This window comes from Rossellomorea sp. FM04394, from assembly GCF_041889765.1.
In the GTDB taxonomy this organism is placed as follows: Bacteria; Bacillota; Bacilli; order Bacillales; family Bacillaceae_B; genus Rossellomorea; species Rossellomorea aquimaris_B.
Window position 1 is genome coordinate 2,026,184 of sequence record NZ_CP168654.1, and the last position, 22,242, is coordinate 2,048,425.

Below are 22,242 nucleotides of genomic sequence, written 5' to 3' on the forward strand. Positions count from 1 at the left end.
TTTATAGGAAGGAGAATCACAGAATATCAGGTGATTCTCCTTTTTTACAATTGAATTAACATTCCTACATCAGGGTTTAAAGGATTATAATGATAAAAAGGGGAACCGCTATGTCGGGGAATGTTGTCCGGCAAGGTTTAGACCTGAATGGAAGGATTGCAAATAAATTAAAGAGTAGCAGGTGAAGAAACATTCGAAACTCAAAAGGTATGATGATGATTGACATAGCCATAACCTTATTTATATTGATATGGGTATTGAAATCTTTTTCAGATGGAGATGTATGGAAGGGAATCTTATTCGCCATTTGTTTTGCCATAATGGCCGGCGTCCTATTTTTCCGGTTCAAAAAGAAAAGATAGAGAGCAGGTGAGAGGATGGCGAAGCAATACTATACGATTGGAATGGCCGGACATATTGATCACGGAAAAACCACTCTCACAAAGGCCCTTACTTCTGTCGATACGGATCGATTAAAGGAAGAAAAGGAGCGCAGCATCTCGATTGAACCCGGGTTTGCCCCTTTATATCATGATGAAGATATGGAGATTTCTGTAGTGGATGTTCCTGGTCATGAGCGGTTTATTCGCCAGATGATCGCAGGTGTGGCAGGGATCGATCTCGTTGTGTTAGTGGTAGCGGCAGACGAAGGTGTGATGCCGCAAACGAAAGAACATCTTGATATCCTGGCGTTACTGGGAATTACTCACGGCATTGTCGTGTTGACGAAAATTTCCAAAGTTGATGAAGAACTGAGGGATATGGCTCTTGAAGAAGTGATGGATGAGTTGAAGGAAACGGTATTTGAAAGGGCCCCTGTCTTGTTGGCAGATAGTCTTTCAGGAGAAGGTGTCGAAGAGTTAAAACAGAAAATCATTACTACGTTAAAGGACATGGTTTCAAGAAGTGTCAGAGGCGATTTTCGTTTACCGATTGATCAAGTTTTCACTGTAAAAGGTCAGGGAACTGTCGTAAGAGGGACTGTTTTTGGAGGTACCCTGGACACTGGAGAGGAAATAATGATATTACCCCAGGGAATACATACGAAAGCGAAACAAATTCAAGCTCATCATAGGAAAGAGAGTCGTGCTTTTGCCGGTCAACGTGCAGCGATAAACCTTTCAGGAGTGGGTTACAAAGAATTGAAAAGAGGAAATGTACTCGTCACATCCACACATTTTTCCGTGACCAACACGATTGATGTGTGTCTCGAAATATTATATGCGGTAAACCATCCTATAAAACAAAGAATGCCAGTTGTGGTTCATGTTGGAACTTCCGAAGTGATGGGGAAGCTTGTATTTTTTGATCGAAATAAAGTGGAGTCGGAAACGGAGCCTATTTTATGTCAGATCCGGCTTGATGAATCGATTGTTGCCAAAAGAGGTGATCGTTTTATACTAAGAAGACCCTCTCCGATGGAAACCATCGGAGGAGGCTGGATTATTCAGCCAAATGGAGGGAGATACAAGTTTGGAGAGGAAACGATGGCCCTTCTTCAGTCTGAACGGCATGGAACGCCTCAGGAGAGAGTTCTAAGGCTGCTTGAACAATACAAATGTGTAGATGAAGATTTCATCTTACGAGAAGCCTCTTTAACACACACAGAGCTGCATGATATGCTGCAGGGTGATGATCAGTGGATTGTACTTTCACAATCCAAAGTTTCACATTTAAAAATAGTGGAAGAATGCGTGGAATCGATCGATCAGATTCTTCGAGGGTTTCATGAGGAGTTTCCTTTATTAAAAGGGATCAATAGTGGTGAATTGAAGCAATCTTTAAAGGAGTACACAGGAGATTTAGTGGACTATGCGATTGAGCAAAAACATTGGAAACAAAGCAGTGGCATTCTTTGTTTAGAGGGGTTCATTCCTCACTTGCCTCCTCAATGGGAGAAACGATGCAGTCAGCTCCTTGACTTATTAGAGGCTGATGGAAGACAAGTAAAAGACATGGAAGAGTATTTTCATCAAGTAGGTATTCCTCCAAAGTGGCAGTCTGATTTTCATCACTTTTTCATCCAAGAAAAAAAAATCGTGCCGTTGGATGATAAAAAGGCCTATTCCTATCAGATTTTTATGAAAGCCGTTGAAGACTTAAAAGAAAAAACCGGTGAAACATTCGATATAGCAGATGCCAAAGAGGTTCTGGGATTATCCAGAAAATACATGATCCCGTTTTTAGAAAAGCTGGATAAGGATGGTCTGACTTTGAGGATCCAGGAGCTTCGTAAGTGGATTGGAACAGGTGCAAGAGGATGAGGAGTTAGCTATAGATATTCGTGGGGAAGGAGAGACGGGTTTACATGTTCAAAAATTAAGGTATAAAGGGTTAGGTGAATATGTTGACCCGATCGATTTTTATATGTAGCCAATAATGACCTTTCCTGACAATTTAAATTATTCTACTTGGAATGGTATCGAAAAAAGGCTGTAGAAGTGACATTTGCCACCTTGTCATAATGCTTCTCTTTCAAACATATATCATCGTAAATAAACTAAATCAGAGTTTGTAGCTTAAAGGAAAGTAGGAAACGGAATCATGAAAGAATTATGGAGCGCATTTGGTTGGGTTCTTCCAATTATAATAGTTGTGACGATCTCCCTTATCTTTGCGGTCTCCTTTTGGAAGAAAAGAAATGGGAAGGGCAGATGGATGAACCTACTGCCTGTACTATTTACGTGCATAACGATAGGAGGCATATGTTTAATCACTCTGACTCCTTTGACAGGTGGAAATGTGTCAGAGGGATCGGTGAATTTCGACCCATTTTCTAATCTTAAGTTGAATTTAATTTACCGAAATCATTTAGATGTACCCATCAGAAACCTGCTGGCCAATATATTATTGTTTATTCCATTAACCTTTTTTATAGCTTGGTGGATGAGACATTCGAAACAACTTATACTGATGGTCACGTTTATTGGGGCACTATTTTCCTTCGGTATAGAATGTGCCCAATATTATTTACCATTAGGAAGAGCAACGGATATTGATGATTGGATTATGAATACGCTAGGTTCATTTATAGGTGGTCTCCTATTTGTGAGCGGACGTTTTATCTATAATATGTTGAAAATCAATAAGAAAATAAACTGAGAGTATTAACGATTTCGTTAATGCTTTTTTTTTGTCAAAAATTAACGCAAAACTGCTTAAGCAGCATGATAATTCTGTAGATAACCTTTGGAACCATATAAACTTTCAAAGGAGATGCATAGTCTCTTCCCTTAAACAAAAGCTAATACTACATAAAAAGGAGGTGAGTTCCCTTGCTGAAAAAAGGATTTAAATTAATCCTGATAACGGCTGCAGGCATCGTGATTTTATTCCTCATCATGCACTGGGATGTAAAACAAGGTGTGAAAAACTATGCGAGAACTCACCCAATGACGGAAACACTTCCTCATAAAGCTGCAATCAACGTCTACAATACTGGGAATGACTTATATAAAAAAATGTTTGCAGATATTAAAACAGCAGATGAGCTTGTTTGGATTCATTTTTTCATTATCAGGGACGATCAGATTTCCAACGAGTTTTTTGATTTACTGATTGAAAAGGCCAAGGCAGGTGTAGATGTTCGTCTATCTGTTGACTACCTGGGTTCAGATATAAAAAAGGAAAGTATAAAGAGGATGGAAGAAGGAGGGGTGAAGTTTGTAAAAAGCAGGCCTCTATCCCTAAAGAACATCTTCTATTCCCTCCATCATCGGAATCATCGCAGGCTCGTTTCCATTGATCAAAGAATTGCCTATATTGGAGGATTCAATATGGGGGATGAATATTTAGGCAAAGACCCGAAGCTAGGTTACTGGAGGGACTATCACTTACGGTTGGAGGGGGAGGCAGGGATTGAGGTGGCACAGCAGTTTAAAAGGGACTGGGTCGAGGATGGAGCTGAGAGTATGGAAAGCGTGCCTCCTACTCTTACTTTAAGTGAAAATGAAAAGAGCAGCGTTCATTTCTTGTTTTCGACAGGCGACAGTATCGTAGATAAGACAGTAAACTGGATTAACAGTTCGGAAGAGAGCATCACGATTACAACGCCATACTTTTTACCAAATGGGAAACTTGTATCAGCTTTAAAGAAAGCAGTGAAGCGCGGGGTGAAAGTGAAGATTCTCGTCCCGGACAATACCGATGCATGGTTTACGAAGCCGCCAAGTTATAGAATAGAGAAAACTTTGTTGGAGAGCGGAGTGGATCTCTATTTATACGAAAAAGGATTTTTCCACGGGAAAGTGCTGATCATTGATCATAAATGGGCTGATATAGGTACAGCCAATTGGGATCCACGAAGCTTCTACTTAAATGATGAGAGCAACTGTATCATTCGCGATGCCAAAGTTGCCGGGGAATTAGAATCACTCATCCAGAATGACATTAATGATAGTAAGAAGCTGACCATGAAGGCCTTTAATGAACTCCCTGCCTGGGAAAAAGCGCTTCGTAAAACCCCTGATTGGATATATTATTATTTCTGAGAATAAATATTTTTATTGAATAAGAAAATATGGTAAAGTGATTTCATATCTTAATAAGAATACACCTTACCGAAGAAAGGGATTGTCCATGAGCGAGCTCTTGTTTGTATCTTTGTTTATTCTTTCGTTATTGGCTTTTAAGTTTTTTAACGTGTTAAAGAAGAAGCATGTATCAAAGTCTCACAAGTCAGTAGCAGTTAGTATCGTGATCTTTTCTGTTATCGGCATGATGTTGACGGTCCTCTTTTATCTTCCCAATGCATCTTAAAGAAAGCAAGCTATACACCGATTTAAGGAGTAAACACACAAGAGAAGCATTCTTGTGTGTTTTTTTGCGATGTTTTAGTGATAGTGTGAATAAAATAATGACCGGTCCTACATTCTTACTGGCAATAAACGCAGTTGCTTTCATTCTGCTGTGAATTTGATATGATTATAGAAGGCTTATTTCAAATAAGCAAGATAATGACTTAAGTATAAAACGCCCAACATTTTGAGGTACGAAAGGCAATAAAGGAGAATATGGATGAAAGCTGCAATGATTTTTGACATGGATGGAACTTTATTTCAAACGAATCGTATTCTTGAAGCTTCACTTCATGATACCTTTCAACTACTAAGAGATGAAGGAATGTGGAAAGGGGATACACCTCTTGAAGTATATAGAGAAATTATGGGTGTACCTCTTTCTGTTGTGTGGAAAACACTTTTACCACATCATCCCTTACATATACATGGTAAAGTGAATGAAGTGTTTCAAGAAAAGTTGATTGAAAATATCCAGAAAGGAAAGGGAGCTCTCTATCCACATTCGGAGGAAATATTAACCTATTTAACAGGGAGAGGGTTTCCGGTCTTTGTGGCAAGCAACGGATATCCTCATTATTTAAAGGCGATCGTCAAGTACTTTCGTTTGAACCAATGGATTTTAGACTGCTACAGCATTCAGGAAATACAATCAGATGACAAAGGGGAATTGATTCGAAAAATCAAAGAAGATCACAATCTTACACATGGGATTGTGATTGGAGATAGATTGTCTGACTTCAAAGGAGCAGAGTTAAATCAATTTCTTTCGATAGGTTGTGCCTTTGATTTTTCTCAGGAAAAAGAATTACGTGAAGCGGATATTGTGGTTAAAGATCTCTTGGAGGTTAAAAAGTATCTGGAAGAAATGAAATGAAAGAGGGATTAGGGTGGAGAATGAACAATTAGCCGTCTTTGATAAACACGGTAATAGGCTTGGAGTAGCCAGTCGTTCTGAGGTGCATCTAAAGGGATATTGGCATGAAACTTTTCATTGCTGGCTTGCGCATTATGATAAGAGTAGTAGGGAGGCCTATATTTATTTCCAACTGAGAAGTGATAAGAAAAAGGATTTCCCCGGCTTACTTGATATTACCGCAGCTGGACATATTTTATCGGAGGAGAAGGTTGAGGATGGTATAAGGGAAGTTCATGAAGAGCTTGGGCTTCTTATTACGATAGATGAACTGCAATCATTGGGAATTGTAAAAGGAGAGTTAATTCAACGGGATATGTTCGACCGGGAACTAACTCACGTGTTCTTGTATTCCAAGCCGGTTGCATATGACGAATTTCAACTTCAGTCAGAAGAATTGTCCGGTATTTACCGTTCGACTCTTCAAGATTTTAATGCACTAGTTGAACAAACCAAAGCGGAAATCGACGTGGAAGGATTTCTTGTAAATGAGGCAGGAAAAAAGGACTTCGTTAAGCAAAGGGTGAGTTACCATCACTTTGTTCCTCATGAAAGGTCCTATCTTCTTGACATTATTTCGCGCATATCGGCTCATCTTTAGAAATTAATCCGTACTTCCCATAGTCAGTATGGATAATAAAGGCTATTATAGTAATCTAGTACATACATATTGTGATAAGAGAGTAGGAGGACACACTTGAACGGCACAGCACATATGGCAATAGGAGCAGCAACAGGATTTATTGTGGCCAACTCATTTGGGTCTGGTCCGGATATAACCGCAGCCCTCGTTGCAATAGGCGGGGTATCCGGACTCATGCCTGATATGGATATTGACGGAAAGCTTAGTAACAGGGTTACTCTTTCATCGAAAATGATCAGGTCAGTGGCACAAATCATTGGTTTTTTAATGATGGTATACAGCTATCTTGAAGGTATAGGGAAAGAACGGTGGCTTGGGATTGGTTATGGAGCCGGAATGATGATTCTCTCAAGTTTCATCACTCAGAGAAGGATGCTGATGATCACCGGGGTCGGCGTAACGGCATGCGGTTGGCAATTGAATGAAACGTGGTTATTTTTGTTGGGGATATATATCATCATCGCTTCATTTGTTCCACATCGGAGTTACACCCACTCTGTCCTTGGAATCATCTATTATGGAGTGATTGCCCATTATCTTGAGTCTTCCTTAATGATGGATGGAGTATTCGAAGCTTGTGTAATCGGATATGCCAGTCACTTGATCGCCGATATGAAATTTCTTCCTTTTAATAAAAGAGGCATAAAGCTTTTCCTTCCCCTCTTCTCGAAAGAAATATAATCCTATGCAAACACCTATTGACCATTATTTTCCGATGCATTAAAATAATGGAAACAAGTAAATACTTGAAACGGCAATGATAAAGAAAAGTAGGCGAACGAAACACTTCAGAGAGCTGATGGTTGGTGCAAATCAGTGTGGGAAGGTCGTTGAATGGGCTTTGGAGCTACCAGGCTGAAAACAGTAGGTTATGGCGGATGGTCTCACCGGTAAAAGAGACAGTGTATTGAAGTCTGAACTTCTGTACATGAAAAGCGCGTTTACGGTAGGTAAGCGAATGAAGGTGGCACCACGGGTTTCTCGTCCTTTTTTAAGGAAGAGAAGCCCTTTTTGTGTTCTTTCATGATATAAGGGAGGAGATAATGATGAAAAAACAAGTTCTGACGGGTATCAAACCAACAGGGCGTATTCATTTAGGGAATTATATCGGTGCGATTAAACCTGCATTACGATTGGCAGAAAATGAATCCTACAACACAGCTTATTTTGTTGCGGATTATCATGGTTTAACGAAGATACATGATCAGCATGAAATGAGAGAACTGTCCTATGGAGTGACAGCAGCCTGGTTAGCCTTAGGGTTGAATCCTGATCGAGCGATCTTCTACCGTCAATCCGATGTACCTGAAATCTTTGAATTGAGCTGGATTCTCGCTTGCTTTGCACCGAAAGGATTAATGAACCGCGCTCATGCGTATAAATCAATGGTCGAAGATAATCAAAACAGCGGCAGAGAAGCAGATGCAGGGGTCAACATGGGCTTATTCACCTACCCGATATTGATGGCCGCGGATATCCTTCTATTTCAAACTGAACTGGTTCCTGTTGGAAAAGACCAAATTCAGCATGTTGAAATTGCCAGGGACCTGGCAGAAAACTTTAATAAGCAATATGGCGAAACATTTGTTCTTCCCGAGTATATCATACAGGAAGAAACATCTGTTCTACCGGGACTTGATGGAAGGAAAATGAGTAAAAGCTATAACAATACGATTCCTTTATTTGAAGAACCGAAAAAACTGCAAAAACTAATCAATAAAATCAAAACAGATTCCTCAACCCCCGAAGAGCCTAAGGATCCTGAATCGTCCGTCATATTTTCGCTCTACAAAGAATTCGCAACATCCGATCAAGTTGAAGAAATGAGAGGGAGATTTCAAGGAGGAATAGGCTGGGGAGAAGCGAAAAAAGAACTCTTTGGAGTCATGAATTCATTCATTGAAGAACCGCGATCCAAATATAAAGAACTGATGGCAAATCCCCATTTGCTGGATTCCATACTGCAAATGGGAGCAATAAAAGCGCGGGAAAAAACGATCCCATTCATGAAAGAGATTAAAAGGAAAATAGGAATTTAAGATTGATTGAAATATAACATCGTGAGGGATTTGTTTTTCAGATAATTCATAATTCTTATTGACTTTTCTTTTCCTTTGTTATAAGTTATGGGAAAGTTATTTTTCACAAATTCATATTGTTTCTTATCAAGAGAGGTAGAGGGACTGGCCCGAAGACACCTCAGCAACCAGCCGCAAGATTCAGGTATGGTGCTAATTCCAGCAAGTTGATGTCAACTTGGACGATAAGAGGGAGAACGAACGTACAAAACCTTCTTATTTTCATAAGAAGGTTTTTTTGTTTTTTCCCTTTTCGTTTTCAGGGAGAGAAAAGGAGAGAAGAATGTTGAAAAAACATATTGATACTTTGCTTGTCCAGGCAGGGAACCGGAAGGATCCTGCAACGGGTGCTGTGAGCCTGCCCATTCATTTATCGACTGCTTATGAACATAAGGGGATTGGCCAATCGACAGGATATGATTACACGAGAACAGGAAATCCAACACGCGGCACCTTAGAGGAAGCTCTTACTCTATTAGAGGAGGGGCACAGGGGATTTGCCTTCAGTTCGGGGATGGCAGCGATTCAGGCAATCCTTGGCTTATTCTCGACTGGGGATGAATTGATCGTATCGAGAGACCTTTATGGGGGAAGCTACCGTTTATTCGTTCAGTATGAAGCACAATACGGAATCAAATTTCATTTTGTTGATACAAGTGATGCAGGCTCTATAGAAGAACAAACTTCTAACAGAACAAAAGCCATATTCCTTGAAACGCCAACCAATCCATTGATGAATGAAGCAAGTATATCTGAGGTTGCCGGTATTGCAAAGCATAATGGATTGCTTTTAATTGTCGATAATACTTTCTATACACCTGTGCTGCAAAAGCCTCTCACTGAGGGAGCAGACATTGTCATTCACAGTGCGACGAAATACTTAGGGGGCCATAATGACGTGCTGGCGGGAGTCGTGGTCGTAAACTCAGAGGAGTTGGCGGAAAAAATCTACACCATTCAAAATTCAATCGGCGCGGTTCTCGCACCTTTTGATTGTTGGCTCTTATTAAGAGGGATGAAAACCCTTAGTCTCAGAATGGCTCAGCATGAAAAAAACGCAAGAAAACTTGCCGACTATCTTGAGGGGCATGAATGTGTAACGGACGTTTTGTATCCGGGGAAAGGCGGCATGCTCTCTTTTCGCATCGCAAAGGAAGAATGGGTGGCACCCTTTCTCCGCCAATTAAAAGTGATTACGTTTGCTGAGAGTTTAGGGGGGGTTGAGAGCTTCATCACCTATCCCGCAACCCAGACACATGCAGACATTCCTGAAGAAGAACGAAAAAGGCTTGGTATCTGCAACAGACTCCTGCGGTTTTCTGTAGGAATCGAATTTATTGATGACCTGATAGCAGATTTGGAGAATGTTTTTCATCAATTGGAAAAAGAGGTGCTTACGTATGAGTAAAAAACCATTTTCACTACAGACGTCACTCATTCATTCTCACGGATTTGATGAAGAAACAGGAGCGGTCTCTACGCCGATTCATCATGCAACAACTTTTCATCAACAGGATTTCGACCAGTATGGAACATATGACTACAGCCGATCGGGAAATCCAACGAGGGAAACCGTCGAGGAAACGATAGCTGAGCTCGAAGGAGGGGTAAGGGGATTTGCCTTTTCATCCGGAATGGCGGCAATCTCAACAAGTTTTCTATTATTATCGAGCGGGGATCACGTTCTCGTATCAGAAGAAGTATACGGTGGGACCTACACGATGATCACGGAAGTCCTCACTAAGTTTGATATAGAATACTCCTTCGTGAACATGAAGGACCTGCATGAAGTGGCTTGTTCAATCAAGCACAATACAAAAGTGATCTATATGGAGACACCATCGAATCCGCTGCTGAACATCACGGATATTGAGGGAGTCGTTAAGCTTGCCAAGGCAAATGGATGTTTAACGTTCCTCGATAATACATTCATGACTCCCCTGCTGCAAAGACCGATCAGTCTGGGTGTAGATGTTGTCCTCCACAGTGCCACGAAGTTTCTTGCCGGCCATAGTGATGTCTTAGCGGGGCTTGCGGTAACGGGGAATGAAGAGATTGCGGGGAAACTTGCTTTCCTGCAGAATTCGTTTGGTGCGGTCCTCGGGGTCCAGGATTGCTGGCTGCTCTTAAGAGGAATGAAAACACTGCACGTAAGGTTGAAGGAGTCTTCTGAATCGGCATATAAGATTGCAAGCTTCCTAGAAAAGAGAAAGGAAGTTGAAGAAGTGTACTACCCGGGCTTGAGCTATCACCCCGGTCGTGAAATTCAAGTTCGCCAGGCAGAGGGGCCAGGTGCGGTTCTTTCCTTCCGATTGAAAGGAGAAGAGGAAGTGAAGCAACTTATACAACATGTAAACATTCCCGTATTCGCCGTAAGTCTTGGGGCAGTGGAATCCATTTTATCCTATCCTTCAAGAATGTCACATGCTTCCATGCCAAAAGAGGAAAGGGAAAGAAGAGGTATTACAGATGGTTTATTGCGATTATCAGTAGGACTTGAAAACGTGGATGAATTAATTAATGATCTTAAAAACGGTTTAGATAGTATTCAAAAGATCAATAGAAACAACGTGATAAATCTATAAAAAAGGAGGGAACGTCATGAAGCCATTGCTGGAAGCACTGAAAGAGAGAATATTGATTGCTGATGGGGCGATCGGAACACTTTTGTATTCATATGGAGTGGACAGATGCTTTGAAGAATTGAATCTATCCCACCCCAATGAAGTGTTGAAAGTCCATAAAGAGTATATTGATGCAGGAGCAGATATCATTCAAACCAATACGTATGGAGCCAACTATCAAAAGCTTTCCAGATACGGATTGGAGGATTCGGTAAAGGAAATAAATACAGCTGCCGTTCGTCTGGCAAGAAAAGCAGCAGGTGACAACACCTATATCCTGGGTACCATCGGGGGAATCAGGGCGATCAAACAAAATGTGTCGCTGGAAGAAATCAAGAGAAGCTTCCGGGAACAGCTATACTGTTTATTACTAGAGGGTGTAGACGGCATTTTACTTGAAACCTATTACGATTTTGAGGAATTGACAACTGTATTAAACATTGTAAAGCGTGAAGCGGACATTCCTATCATTGCTCAAGTTTCCCTTCATGAAACCGGAGTTCTTCAAAATGGAATGGAAATAAGAGATGCCCTTCAACAATTAGAATTACTGGGAGCAGATGTTGTCGGCATCAATTGTCGCATGGGGCCATTTCATATGGTGAATTCCTTAGAGGAAGTTCCATTACCTAAACGGGCGTTTCTATCCGTCTATCCCAATGCCAGTCTGCCAAACTATGAAGAAGGCAGATTCTATTACTCTGCTGAGCCTGATTACTTTGGGGACATAAGCAACGAATTGCGATTGCAAGGTGCAAGAATCATTGGTGGCTGTTGTGGAACCACACCTGATCACATTCGTTCTGTAGCTGCAAGGTTAAAAAGCCGGGAGCCCGTGAAAGAAAAAGTGGTGAAAAAGAAAAAGGTTGTTCAGTTATCATCACCTTCTGTCAGGGGAAACTTGCTGCATGAGCAGGTAAGAGAAAAGAAAACGATCATTGTTGAACTAGATCCACCTAAGCATCTCGACACGAAGCTTTTCTTCCAAGGGGCTGAGGCATTAAAGGAAGCTGGAATTGATGCACTTACGCTTGCTGACAATCCGTTAGCGTCGCCTAGGATAAGTAATGACGCCATTGGGAGCATGGTCAGATCCAAGTTTGACCTTACACCTCTGGTTCACATCACTTGCCGGGATCGAAACCTGATTGGACTTCAGTCTCATTTAATGGGCTTACACACGTTAGGGATACACAATATATTAGCAATAACGGGTGACCCGGCCAAGATTGGAGATTTTCCAGGGGCAGCATCCGTTTATGATTTATCTTCCCTTGAACTCATTGAATTGATTAAACAGAACAATGAGGGGATATCCTTTTCAGGTAAATCACTCCGGGAACGGACTCAGTTTTCAGTAGGTGCAGCTTTCAATCCGAATTTCCGTCATTTAGACGCTTCCGTAAAGAGGCTTGAAAAGAAAAAGAAAGCAGGTGCTGACTATTTCATTTCTCAACCGATCTTTGGGAAAGAGCAGCTGATTCAAGTACATGAAGCTACAAAGCATTTAGATGTTCCGATCTTTATAGGGATCATGCCGTTGATCAGCTCAAGAAATGCAGAGTTTCTACATCATGAAGTACCTGGAATCAACGTTCCAGAAGAAACAAGACAAAGAATGAAGGAAGCGGGAAGTGATCCCGTCATTACAAGAGCAATTGGCATGGAGATAGCCAAAGACTTACTTGATACAGCAATAGATCTGTTTAATGGGATTTACCTTATCACACCTTTTGTACGTTATGATATGAGCATTGAATTGATTCAACATATACAAGAGAAAACAAAACCGGAAAGAGAGGTTCCCTATGGCCATCACTTTGTTTGAAGAGCAGCTTAGGAAAAAAATACTCGTACTCGATGGAGCAATGGGAACGATGCTTCAACAAGCGAATTTATCGTCGGAGGATTTTGGTGGAGAAGAGCTTGAAGGGTGTAATGAAAATCTGGTTTTAACAGTGCCAGAGGTGATCTATCAAATCCATCTTGAATATTTGAAAGCGGGGGCAGACGTGATTGAAACGAATACGTTTGGTGCAACTCCCATTGTACTGGACGAATATGATTTAGGCTCTAAAGCATATGAAATTAATAAAGTAGCAGCTGAAATCGCCAAAAAAGCTGCAGGAGATGTCTCAACCTCCGAGTGGCCCAGGTTTGTTGCAGGATCTCTAGGTCCAACTACCAAAACCCTATCCGTAACAGGAGGGATAAGCTTTGATGAGTTAGTAGACAACTATCGTGTTCAAGCAGAAGGACTTCTCGATGGAGGAGTCGATGTACTGCTGCTCGAAACGAGTCAGGATGCTTTAAATGTAAAAGCAGCAAACCTCGGAATTCGAAGTGCCTTTGAATCCAGAAAAAAAGAGATCCCCATTTTGTTATCCGGAACCATTGAGCCGATGGGCACTACACTGGCAGGGCAGACAATCGAAGCATTTTATTTATCCCTAGAACATTTAAACCCTTTGGTCGTTGGTCTGAACTGCGCAACCGGACCTGAATTTATGCGCGATCATATTCGCTCCTTATCAAATCTGGCCACTACCTATGTCAGCTGTTATCCCAATGCAGGACTTCCGGATGAAGAGGGGAATTACAATGAAACCGCTGATTCACTCAGTGTAAAGATGAAAGGTTTTGCTGAGAAAGGCTGGCTGAATCTTGTTGGAGGGTGCTGTGGAACGACACCGGAACATATTCGTGCCCTTTCAGATGTGGTGAAAGGATTACCTCCTCGTAAACCCAATGAGTCTCACCCTCATGCAGTGTCGGGAATTGAAGCCTTCGTCTATGAGGATGCAGACAGAAGACCGATCCTGGTAGGAGAACGGACGAATGTCATCGGTTCCCGTAAATTTAAACGATTGATTGCAGAGAATAAAATAGAAGAAGCGTCAGAGATTGCGAGAGCGCAAGTGAAAAATGGAGCTCAAGTGATCGATATCTGCCTTGCAGATCCCGATCGAGAAGAAGTAGAAGATATGAATGTATTTATCCAGGAAGTGGTGAAAAAAGTAAAAGTTCCACTTGTCATCGATTCAACGGATGAGAAAGTGCTTGAGACCGCCTTGAAATATTCTCAAGGGAAAGTAATCATAAACTCGATTAATCTCGAAGACGGAGAAGAGCGGTTTGAGAAGATAACAAAGCTTATGAAGGAATACGGAGCGGCGGTTGTCGTAGGAACGATTGATGAAAAGGGAATGGGAGTGTCTGTAGAACGTAAGGTAGAAATTGCCATCCGCTCACATAAACTGTTAACAGAGAAATATGGTGTAGCTTCAGAAGACATCATCTTTGACCCTCTCGTTTTTCCTGTGGGAACAGGGGATCAGCAATACATTGGATCAGCCAATGCCACCGTTGAAGGGATTAGACAGATTAAGGAAGCCTTACCTGAATGCCCTCATATCTTAGGGGTTAGTAACGTTTCTTTTGGACTGCCTCCTGTTGGGAGAGAAGTGCTGAATGCGGTATATCTTTACCACTGTACCAAAGCGGGGCTGGATTATGCCATAGTCAATACGGAAAAATTAGAGCGCTTTGCCTCTATTCCTGAAGAAGAAGTTCGAATGGCTGAGAAGCTCTTATTTGAGACGACGGATGAAACACTGGCTGTATTTACTGCATTTTATAGAGGGAAAAAGAAAGAAGTTAAGGTTCCTGTAAACACAATGACCTTAGAAGAACGACTGGCTCATTATGTAGTGGAAGGAACGAAGGAAGGGCTTATTGATGACTTGAATCTAGCCCTTCAACAATATGATGCTCCTCTTGATATCATCAATGGTCCCCTTATGGCCGGAATGAGTGAAGTCGGAAGATTGTTTAATGATAACCAGCTGATTGTAGCGGAGGTATTACAGAGTGCCGAAGTCATGAAAGCATCCGTTGCTCATTTAGAACCGCATATGGAACAAACGGAAAGTTCATCTGCAAAGGGAAAAGTGATCTTAGCTACGGTTAAGGGGGATGTTCATGACATCGGTAAGAATCTCGTTGATATTATCCTCAGTAATAATGGATATGAAGTGATTGATTTAGGCATTAAAGTAACACCTCAGGAACTTATCAAAGTCATACGGGAAGAAAAGCCCGACATCGTAGGTTTATCCGGGCTCCTTGTAAAGTCGGCTCAACAAATGGTCATTACGGCTCAAGATTTAAAGCAGTCTGATATTTCAGTTCCTCTAGTAGTGGGAGGTGCGGCACTAACACGAAAATTCACTACGAACAAAATTGGCCGGGAATACGATGGGCTGGTTCTTTATGCCAAGGATGCAATGGATGGACTTGGCATCATGAATGGGATTCAACATGAAGAAACAAGGCTGAAGCTGGAGGAAGAAAGCCGTGAAAAGCTAAGCAAGCTTGTTTTGATTGAAGAAACATCAGATCGGGATAGATCGTCAGTTGCAGTCAAAGTACGTTCCACAGTATCAAAAGATGTTAAGGTTCATGTCCCGTCAGACCTGATTCCTCATACCATAAAAGAATTTTCACTTGATCAAATCCATCCCTATATTAATCAGCAAATGCTTCTGGGGCATCATTTAGGCATCAAGGGGAAAATATCCAGGTTACTGGAAGAAAAAGATGAACGAACGGTAGGCTTGAAAGGCGTAACTGATGAATTGTTCCATAAAGCAAAAAGGGAAGGGATGATTCAGGCATCTGCAAAATATCAATTCTTTCCTGCTCAATCAGATGGAGATGATGTTGTTATTTATCACCCGGATGATTCTTCCACAGAAATAGAACGATTTCATTTTCCAAGACAAGCAGGAAATCAGCATTTGTGTTTAGCAGATTATTTGCGGCCGGTAGAAAGTGGAGAAATAGATTATGTCGGTTTCTTTGCGGTGACGGCCGGTGTGAAAATCAGGCAGTGGGCAAGTGAGATGAAGGAAGAAGGCAGGTTCCTTGAAAGTCACGCCCTGCAGGCTCTTGCCTTAGAAACAGCAGAAGGACTGGCTGAAAGAGTCCATGAGATGATGAGAAGCAGGTGGGGATTCCCTGATCCCGTTGATTTTACGATGCAGGACCGGTTCCGGACCCATTATCAAGGACAGCGCTTTTCATTCGGGTATCCCGCCTGTCCCGAACTTGAGGATCAAAAGAAACTGTTTAAGCTTATCCAACCTGAAACAATCGGAATCCAATTAACGGACGGATGTATGATGGAACCTGAAGCATCGGTAACAGCGATGGTCTTCGCTCATCCGGAAGCAAGGTATTTTAATGTATTATGAAATTCATATTAAAAAGGCAACTTCCAGAGTGGAGTTGCCTTTTTACTTATGGCGATAAGTTCAAAAGTCTATTCTTATTAAGCTGTTCGTAAGATCGGCAAGGATCCACTGTTTCAAAATAAAAATGGATTTTTTGGAAATGAAAGAACTTAAAGTTAAAGGTTAGGGGATGAAGTGAAATCGGCTTGTAGAGTAATAAAGGGGAAACACAGAGTTAAAAAGAGTGATCTTCTGTTTTAACACTTTGATTACTAAACTTTGTTTCGAGTATTTCCAGTATTCTTTCTTCTGAGAATCCTGTAATCATCGTCAGATTGACTAAACTGGGCTTAAGTCCTATTGTTTCACAGAAATGATAGGCACTTTGGATAGCAAGTGATTCAATACACCTTCTTGTCAGATTGTTTTTCATTCTCTCATCAGCTCCCAACTATTTTGACATATGACTAAGTAGTAGGATTACGACATCATATTAAGATTTGTGGTTGGTTTCTAGTAGGAGATACATATTCATCGAAATAGTATATCGAGACATACCCTTGCTTTCTGTTTCTCAGTTAATCCCCATTATACACTTTATATTGTGAATTGTAGAGCTATTTTACAAAATAATGTAATGATTTAGAATTTACTTATGATTAATCCGTTTTTTATATGTAATGCAAAGAGCAAGAAAATAGTTGTATACAAAGAAGCGGAATGAATTTAGAAGAATGAGAATGCTCATAGATATGAGTGTCTGAATGGAAATTTTGTATGAATATGATATATAATGAAGGACGGTATAAGAAAATGTCGGAATTTCAGAAAAGCGATCAACTTGAACCTGAATGAAGGACCGATTCTTTAATGGTGAAAGAACACATGAAAAAGAGTATGATCTCCCAACTACTCATTGCGTCAGACAGGAAGAAGAAATTGATATAAATATGTTCGATTATCATAGGAGGAATCATACATGCATAGAAATCAGGAATTACATACTTTCTTGTTGAGTAAGGCTCGTCAATTAACGGAAGATTGGTATAACTCCTTGGACAAAAGCACAACAAAGGGTGTTTATTCTTCCTCAGATCCCAAGGTGATAGAAACTTTAAAAAATCAAAACTTCGAGTTTCACGGAATTCTTTGCAATGTATTTGCTGAGGACAAAGAAACGTTTAACAAGAGTATTGATGAATGGGTCTTGACCATTGCAAAGGATAAAGAACATTTAGAGACTCCAAATCACTATATCCTTAAGGAATTCATGAGAGTAAGGGATCAATACCTGGGATTCTTGAAAGAATATGCCGAAACTCATATGGAAGAAAACATATTCGAACAATTTAGCCTTTGGAATTCAGTGATTATTGAAGCATTTGATCGGGTTATGTTGCGTTTTGTTGAGCTGCAAACAGAAGTTGTGGAGCAGCAGATCCAATCTCAGCAGGAAGTGATCAATGAATTAAGTTCACCAGTCATATCATTGAACGCACATACAGCACTATTGCCACTTGTGGGTAATATCGATCCAACCCGGGCTGAATTAATTTTAGAGAATGCTTTGGAACAATGTGTAAATAAGGAAGTTTCTCAATTGTTCATTGACTTATCTGGTGTCGTATTGATTGATACGATGGTAGCTCATCAAATCTTTCAGTTGATTGATGCACTCCAGTTAATCGGTGTTAAACCGATCCTATCTGGATTACGTCCAGAGATAGCACAAACTGCTGTTCAGCTTGGATTGGATTTTGAAAACCTTACGATTACCTCCACCCTGTCACAGGCTTTGACCATCAAGAATAATGAAGTCATATAATTGAACTAAATCAAAAGCATTCGTACACGGTGTACGGATGCTTTTTTTGGTGCATTCGGTTCAAATCTCGTTTCCATGCTCCTCTTGTTTTGTTAAAAAGCAACAATATTTACGAAAAACAGACTTATAGAAACAGCATTCAATTTAAAAAATACAATCGAAAAATCAAAAGTAACACTTCGAAGTAAAATATCTTGAATTAAAGATAATTTTCGTGTATGATTTAGATAGAAAGTAAGCAAGAAAATCACAAAGGAGTGAATCTGCTATGAACTTGAAACCACTTAAAGGGCAGCATCACGTTTCTGCCATTACAGCAAATGCAAAGAAGAATTATGAATTCTACACAAAAACACTAGGACTTCGACTCGTGAAAAAATCAATCAACCAGGACGATACATCCGTCTACCATCTTTTCTATGCAGACGAAAGAGGAAATCCGGGGACGGACCTCACATTCTTCGAAATTCCACATGCTGGGAATACGTATAAAGGGACAAATAGTATTTCATTAACAGCACTGCGGGTAAACTCGGATGAGTCGTTAGCATATTGGAAAAATCGCTTTATAGAGATGAGTGTTGAGCATGACGAAATTTCTCACCATAGTGGTCGGGCAACACTAAGCTTCCGTGATTTTGAAGGACAGCGACTCATGCTTGTGTCAGATGAGAAGAACGAAGGAGTTCCTGGAGGGAAGCCTTGGGACAAGAGTCCTGTACCCGCCCAGCATGGAATTGTGGGCCTAGGTCCGATAACCCTGACGGTTGCGCAAGGGGAAAACACCGCAATCGTGTTGAAAGACGTATTAGGTTTTAGAGAAACTAGAACCTTTCCCTCCGATGTAGATGGACAACCTGATATTCGTGTGTTTGAAACGGGCGAGGGCGGTACTGGTGGAGAAGTATATTTAGAAGAACGGAGCGATATTCCACAAGAAAGACCGGGAAGAGGAAGTGTTCACCACGTTGCCTTCCGTGTTGAAGATGAAAATGAATTGCGTAAATGGGTAGAGTGGATCACTCAAAATCGCCTGCCGAACTCAGGCTTCGTTGAAAGATACTATTTCAGATCCCTTTACTTCCGTGAACCTAATGGCATTCTTTTCGAACTGGCAACAGATGGACCAGGCTTTGAGACCGATGAAGATTTTGATACTTTAGGAGAGAATTTATCTCTTCCACCATATTTCGAATCGCAAAGAGATTCCATAGAAGCTAAATTAAAACCATTAGATACTAAGGAATAGAGGAGGAAGACAGCATGAAACATCTTTTTAAACAAGGAAATAAAGACTTACCTACACTTCTTCTCCTTCATGGAACAGGTGGAGATGAGCGTGACTTATTACCACTGGCTGAGATGATTGAGCCGAGTGCTTCTGTATTAAGCGTAAAAGGGAATGTGGATGAAAATGGAATGGCCCGCTTTTTTGCACGCTTAAGGGAAGGTGTGTTTGATGAAGAAGATTTAGTATTCCGAACGAAGGAATTGAATGATTTCATTGGGGAGAGTGCTGAAAACTACGGGTTCGATCGTCAAAATATCGTTGCGTTAGGCTACTCCAATGGAGCGAATATCGCGGCAAGTTTAATGTATCATCACAAAAATGCATTAAAAGGTGGAATCCTATTCCATGCCATGGTCCCAAGACGAAATGTCAGGCTTCCAGACTTAAGTGATGTATCTGTATTCATTGGGGCTGGTAAGCGTGATCCACTCATTCCCTTACAAGAGACAAAAGAACTTGTGAAAAATCTTCAAGGTGCCGGGACACAGGTGGAAGCGTTCTGGACTGAAGGAGGTCATGAGCTTCGTCGTGAAGAAGTAGATGAAGCAAAACGATGGTTTGAAGACAACTTTAAATGATCTTTGGAATCCGGAAGGGAAGTCTTCCGGATTCTTTATTATCCTTTAACATTCTACTCTCTCATAGGCCTTTAAAACCTGTAGCATACCAAGGGTCAAAATTCCCCCCCATTCCTTTTCAGCAATCGGCCATGTCTCGTCATATTGACCGAACCAGGACCAATTCGGCTGCCAATATCCTTTCTGGTGTTGTGCTCCAATCTCGACATTCAATTGCACATGTACCTCCTCTTCTAACGCTTTATAAAAAGGGGAGGCAGGCCTATTGGCTACCTGTAATGGTTTGGCTATATATTCATTCCAGCGTGATGGATCCGTACAGACAGTCTTTCGTACTGAAGAAGAAAGGATTTTATAGATTTTGGATTCCGTTTCCCCTTTCACCTCAGAAAGGAGTCGATCATAACAAAGAAAATCATGCATCTCTATTGGGTGTGAAAGATTCTTTAACTCTGTGACGGCTTTCCCAGTCCATTCTTTTAAACGAGGGTGTTCTGGACTAAATAAATGAAAATACCCTACTATTTCAGCGTTAGGGTTAGCCCATGTTGTTTGAACGCCGCTATGTCCCTTTTCAGAGTCAAAATGCCACCATGGTGCATGGGGAACCAGATTAACCTCTTCAGGCACAGCATGCCAGCCGTTGATTTTCTCATCATATGTGTCTTGCAGGTAGCTCATCGCCTTTTGAACGATGGGGTGTTCGGATGGAAGTTTTAAGTCCTTCGCATGCTGTAATCCAACGGTTGTTGCCATTGGAGATGAATTGTCCAATCGAAAATCAGGCTCTATACAGTTGCCAAATCCCCCGTCCAAATTTTGAAATTCTGCTAGTTCTATGATTGCTTCCTCTTTACTTCCTTCTTCAAAATAAAAGCTGAATAGCTTTTGTTCAATTGGTCTTGCATAGGTTTTGATATAGGCAGCTGCTGTATTCCATTGGTCAGATGTCAGTTTCATAAGAGATGCTCCTTTATCGTAGTATTGATGTTTGCTATCTTAATACATTATCTATTAGGTGAGAGAATCCCTGCTTGTTACGATAATTAGTTGGAATACAAAGGTCCGTCCCTCAAAAAGGGAGAAAAATAGATAAAAAAATCGATGCCTGATATTCGGCGGCATCGTTGTTTTATAGAGGTTATAATAAAGAAAGTATGAAATATGTGGGGGAATGAGGATGATATCAGTCGAACTACAAAGGGAGTATTATCAAGCGTTAGTGGAAAAGAGATCGGATTACGAAGGGATTTTTTTTGTAGGGGTTAAAACGACAGGTGTGTTTTGTCGCCCGACTTGTCCGGCTAGAAAACCTAAATTTGAAAACTGTGAATTCTTTGGAACAGCTCAACAAGCCCTTCTGGCGTCGTTTCGACCTTGTAAAAGGTGTAAGCCCCTAACGCACCCAAATAGTATCTCAAATGTAGTAAAGCTTCTGGTAGAGGCTGTGGAAGCAAATCCTGAAAAACGTTGGAAGGATAAGGATTTTCAGGAGCTATCCATAGATGCATCTACTGCACGGCGTCAATTTAAGAGGCGGTTCGGTATGACCTTTGTAGAATATGCCAGAGCACGGAGGATGGGAATTGCCATGAAGCACATCAGATCAGGCTCAATGGTGATGGATGCTCAACTTGCAACTGGATATGAATCAAGCAGCGGATTCAGAGATGCATTTTCGAGCATTATGGGAACGCCGCCCGCTTTGTCTCATCACCAGCACATACTAAAAGCAGCTTGGATTGATACGAAACTTGGACCGATGATTGGAATTTCAGATGAAGAGTCTTTATACTTGCTGGAATTTGTTGACCGACGCGGTCTGGAGAATGAAGTGAAGAGATTGAGGGAGAAAACAAAGGCGGCAATCGTTCCCGGTTCTACCGAGCCACTTCGTTCCATCGAAAAGGAATTGAATGCCTACTTTGAGGGCTCTTTATCAGCCTTCCAAACAAAGTTGAAAATTAACGGAACACCTTTTCAACAAAACGTTTGGAGCGAATTGCAAAGAATCCCATTTGGACAAACCAGATCCTACACTGAGATCGCTCAAAGTATTTCCAGTCCGGCAGCTGTTCGAGCAGTAGCAAGGGCCAATGGGTGTAATCAGCTTGCCATCATCATTCCTTGTCATCGAGTGATACGAGCGAATGGAGATCTTGCCGGCTATGCTGGTGGTCTTAACCGGAAGAAATGGTTGATTGAACACGAATGTAAGATAAATGAGGAAATGAAGGGATCATTCACCAACTAACTC

Annotated in this window: 17 protein-coding genes, 1 riboswitch and 1 other annotated feature; of the genes, 16 read left to right on the top strand and 1 reads right to left on the bottom strand. The window is 41.1% G+C overall.

Features of this window, described 5'->3' with window-relative positions; genetic code table 11:
* Window positions 1-377: 377 nt before the first annotated feature.
* The 15 genes from selB to ACCB35_RS10180 all read left to right on the top strand — a co-directional run bounded on the left by selB (window position 378) and on the right by ACCB35_RS10180 (window position 19,985).
* A complete protein-coding gene (selB, locus tag ACCB35_RS10110; protein ID WP_374056740.1) occupies window positions 378-2,264 on the top strand; it encodes a selenocysteine-specific translation elongation factor in 1,887 nt (628 codons plus the stop codon).
* A gap of 280 nt (window positions 2,265-2,544) precedes the next feature.
* Entirely contained in the window at window positions 2,545-3,102 is a 558-nt protein-coding gene (locus ACCB35_RS10115; RefSeq protein WP_374056741.1) for a VanZ family protein, read from the top strand.
* A gap of 173 nt (window positions 3,103-3,275) precedes the next feature.
* Window positions 3,276-4,490: a phosphatidylserine/phosphatidylglycerophosphate/cardiolipin synthase family protein gene (locus tag ACCB35_RS10120; RefSeq protein WP_374056742.1), complete on the top strand. Its 1,215-nt coding sequence runs from the start codon at window positions 3,276-3,278 to the stop codon at window positions 4,488-4,490.
* Window positions 4,491-4,602: 112 nt separating this feature from the next.
* Window positions 4,603-4,758: a hypothetical protein gene (locus ACCB35_RS10125; RefSeq protein ID WP_374056743.1), complete on the top strand. Its 156-nt coding sequence runs from the start codon at window positions 4,603-4,605 to the stop codon at window positions 4,756-4,758.
* Window positions 4,759-5,016: 258 nt separating this feature from the next.
* The gene (locus ACCB35_RS10130; RefSeq protein ID WP_374056744.1) at window positions 5,017-5,673 is read left to right on the top strand and encodes an HAD hydrolase-like protein; all 657 of its coding nucleotides are present in this window, start codon (window positions 5,017-5,019) and stop codon (window positions 5,671-5,673) included.
* Between the two features lie 13 nt (window positions 5,674-5,686).
* A complete protein-coding gene (locus tag ACCB35_RS10135) occupies window positions 5,687-6,313 on the top strand; it encodes an NUDIX domain-containing protein (RefSeq protein WP_374056745.1) in 627 nt (208 codons plus the stop codon).
* A gap of 96 nt (window positions 6,314-6,409) precedes the next feature.
* The gene (locus tag ACCB35_RS10140) at window positions 6,410-7,036 is read left to right on the top strand and encodes a metal-dependent hydrolase (protein ID WP_374056746.1); all 627 of its coding nucleotides are present in this window, start codon (window positions 6,410-6,412) and stop codon (window positions 7,034-7,036) included.
* Window positions 7,037-7,103: 67 nt separating this feature from the next.
* Window positions 7,104-7,347: a binding site (T-box leader), on the top strand.
* Between the two features lie 54 nt (window positions 7,348-7,401).
* On the top strand, window positions 7,402-8,394 hold the full coding sequence (locus ACCB35_RS10145; protein WP_374056989.1) for a tryptophan--tRNA ligase: 993 nt from the start codon (window positions 7,402-7,404) through the stop codon (window positions 8,392-8,394).
* Window positions 8,395-8,514: 120 nt separating this feature from the next.
* A riboswitch (SAM riboswitch) is annotated at window positions 8,515-8,625 on the top strand.
* 91 nt (window positions 8,626-8,716) lie between these two features.
* Window positions 8,717-9,841: a methionine biosynthesis PLP-dependent protein gene (locus ACCB35_RS10150; RefSeq protein ID WP_374056747.1), complete on the top strand. Its 1,125-nt coding sequence runs from the start codon at window positions 8,717-8,719 to the stop codon at window positions 9,839-9,841.
* Window positions 9,834-11,018, top strand: coding sequence for a cystathionine beta-lyase (gene metC / locus ACCB35_RS10155; protein WP_374056748.1), 1,185 nt, complete (start codon window positions 9,834-9,836; stop codon window positions 11,016-11,018). Before ACCB35_RS10150 ends, metC begins: the two co-directional genes overlap by 8 nt.
* Before the next feature lie 16 nt (window positions 11,019-11,034).
* On the top strand, window positions 11,035-12,885 hold the full coding sequence (locus ACCB35_RS10160; protein WP_374056749.1) for a bifunctional homocysteine S-methyltransferase/methylenetetrahydrofolate reductase: 1,851 nt from the start codon (window positions 11,035-11,037) through the stop codon (window positions 12,883-12,885).
* On the top strand, window positions 12,866-16,312 hold the full coding sequence (gene metH / locus ACCB35_RS10165; RefSeq protein WP_374056750.1) for a methionine synthase: 3,447 nt from the start codon (window positions 12,866-12,868) through the stop codon (window positions 16,310-16,312). The genes ACCB35_RS10160 and metH overlap by 20 nt, the downstream gene beginning before the upstream one ends.
* A gap of 958 nt (window positions 16,313-17,270) precedes the next feature.
* A complete protein-coding gene (locus ACCB35_RS10170) occupies window positions 17,271-18,116 on the top strand; it encodes an STAS domain-containing protein (protein WP_374056751.1) in 846 nt (281 codons plus the stop codon).
* A gap of 268 nt (window positions 18,117-18,384) precedes the next feature.
* Window positions 18,385-19,365, top strand: a complete 981-nt coding sequence (locus ACCB35_RS10175) for a ring-cleaving dioxygenase (RefSeq protein ID WP_374056752.1) — start codon at window positions 18,385-18,387, stop codon at window positions 19,363-19,365.
* Between the two features lie 14 nt (window positions 19,366-19,379).
* A complete protein-coding gene (locus tag ACCB35_RS10180) occupies window positions 19,380-19,985 on the top strand; it encodes an alpha/beta hydrolase (RefSeq protein WP_374056753.1) in 606 nt (201 codons plus the stop codon).
* Window positions 19,986-20,030: 45 nt separating this feature from the next.
* Here the strand turns inward: ACCB35_RS10180 and ACCB35_RS10185 are convergent, their stop codons facing one another.
* Window positions 20,031-20,945 carry a hypothetical protein gene (locus ACCB35_RS10185; protein ID WP_374056754.1) on the bottom strand — a complete coding sequence of 305 codons (915 nt, stop codon included), beginning with the start codon at window positions 20,943-20,945 and terminating at the stop codon, window positions 20,031-20,033.
* A gap of 220 nt (window positions 20,946-21,165) precedes the next feature.
* Here ACCB35_RS10185 and ACCB35_RS10190 point away from each other — a divergent pair, with 220 nt between their 5' ends.
* On the top strand, window positions 21,166-22,239 hold the full coding sequence (locus ACCB35_RS10190) for a bifunctional transcriptional activator/DNA repair enzyme AdaA (RefSeq protein WP_374056755.1): 1,074 nt from the start codon (window positions 21,166-21,168) through the stop codon (window positions 22,237-22,239).
* The last annotated feature ends 3 nt before the right edge of the window (window positions 22,240-22,242 follow it).

What these genes read in the sequence shown, in the direction of transcription:
- metC (WP_374056748.1), top strand. Translation starts at nt 9,834, where the DNA reads ATGAGTAAAAAACCATTTTCACTACAGACGTCACTCATTCATTCTCAC.
- ACCB35_RS10175 (WP_374056752.1), top strand. Translation starts at nt 18,385, where the DNA reads ATGAACTTGAAACCACTTAAAGGGCAGCATCACGTTTCTGCCATTACA.
- ACCB35_RS10160 (WP_374056749.1), top strand. Translation starts at nt 11,035, where the DNA reads ATGAAGCCATTGCTGGAAGCACTGAAAGAGAGAATATTGATTGCTGAT.
- ACCB35_RS10190 (WP_374056755.1), top strand. Translation starts at nt 21,166, where the DNA reads ATGATATCAGTCGAACTACAAAGGGAGTATTATCAAGCGTTAGTGGAA.
- ACCB35_RS10170 (WP_374056751.1), top strand. Translation starts at nt 17,271, where the DNA reads ATGCATAGAAATCAGGAATTACATACTTTCTTGTTGAGTAAGGCTCGT.
- ACCB35_RS10145 (WP_374056989.1), top strand. Translation starts at nt 7,402, where the DNA reads ATGAAAAAACAAGTTCTGACGGGTATCAAACCAACAGGGCGTATTCAT.
- ACCB35_RS10150 (WP_374056747.1), top strand. Translation starts at nt 8,717, where the DNA reads ATGTTGAAAAAACATATTGATACTTTGCTTGTCCAGGCAGGGAACCGG.
- ACCB35_RS10180 (WP_374056753.1), top strand. Translation starts at nt 19,380, where the DNA reads ATGAAACATCTTTTTAAACAAGGAAATAAAGACTTACCTACACTTCTT.
- ACCB35_RS10185 (WP_374056754.1), bottom strand. Translation starts at nt 20,945, where the DNA reads ATGAAACTGACATCTGACCAATGGAATACAGCAGCTGCCTATATCAAA.
- ACCB35_RS10115 (WP_374056741.1), top strand. Translation starts at nt 2,545, where the DNA reads ATGAAAGAATTATGGAGCGCATTTGGTTGGGTTCTTCCAATTATAATA.
- selB (WP_374056740.1), top strand. Translation starts at nt 378, where the DNA reads ATGGCGAAGCAATACTATACGATTGGAATGGCCGGACATATTGATCAC.
- ACCB35_RS10130 (WP_374056744.1), top strand. Translation starts at nt 5,017, where the DNA reads ATGAAAGCTGCAATGATTTTTGACATGGATGGAACTTTATTTCAAACG.
- metH (WP_374056750.1), top strand. Translation starts at nt 12,866, where the DNA reads ATGGCCATCACTTTGTTTGAAGAGCAGCTTAGGAAAAAAATACTCGTA.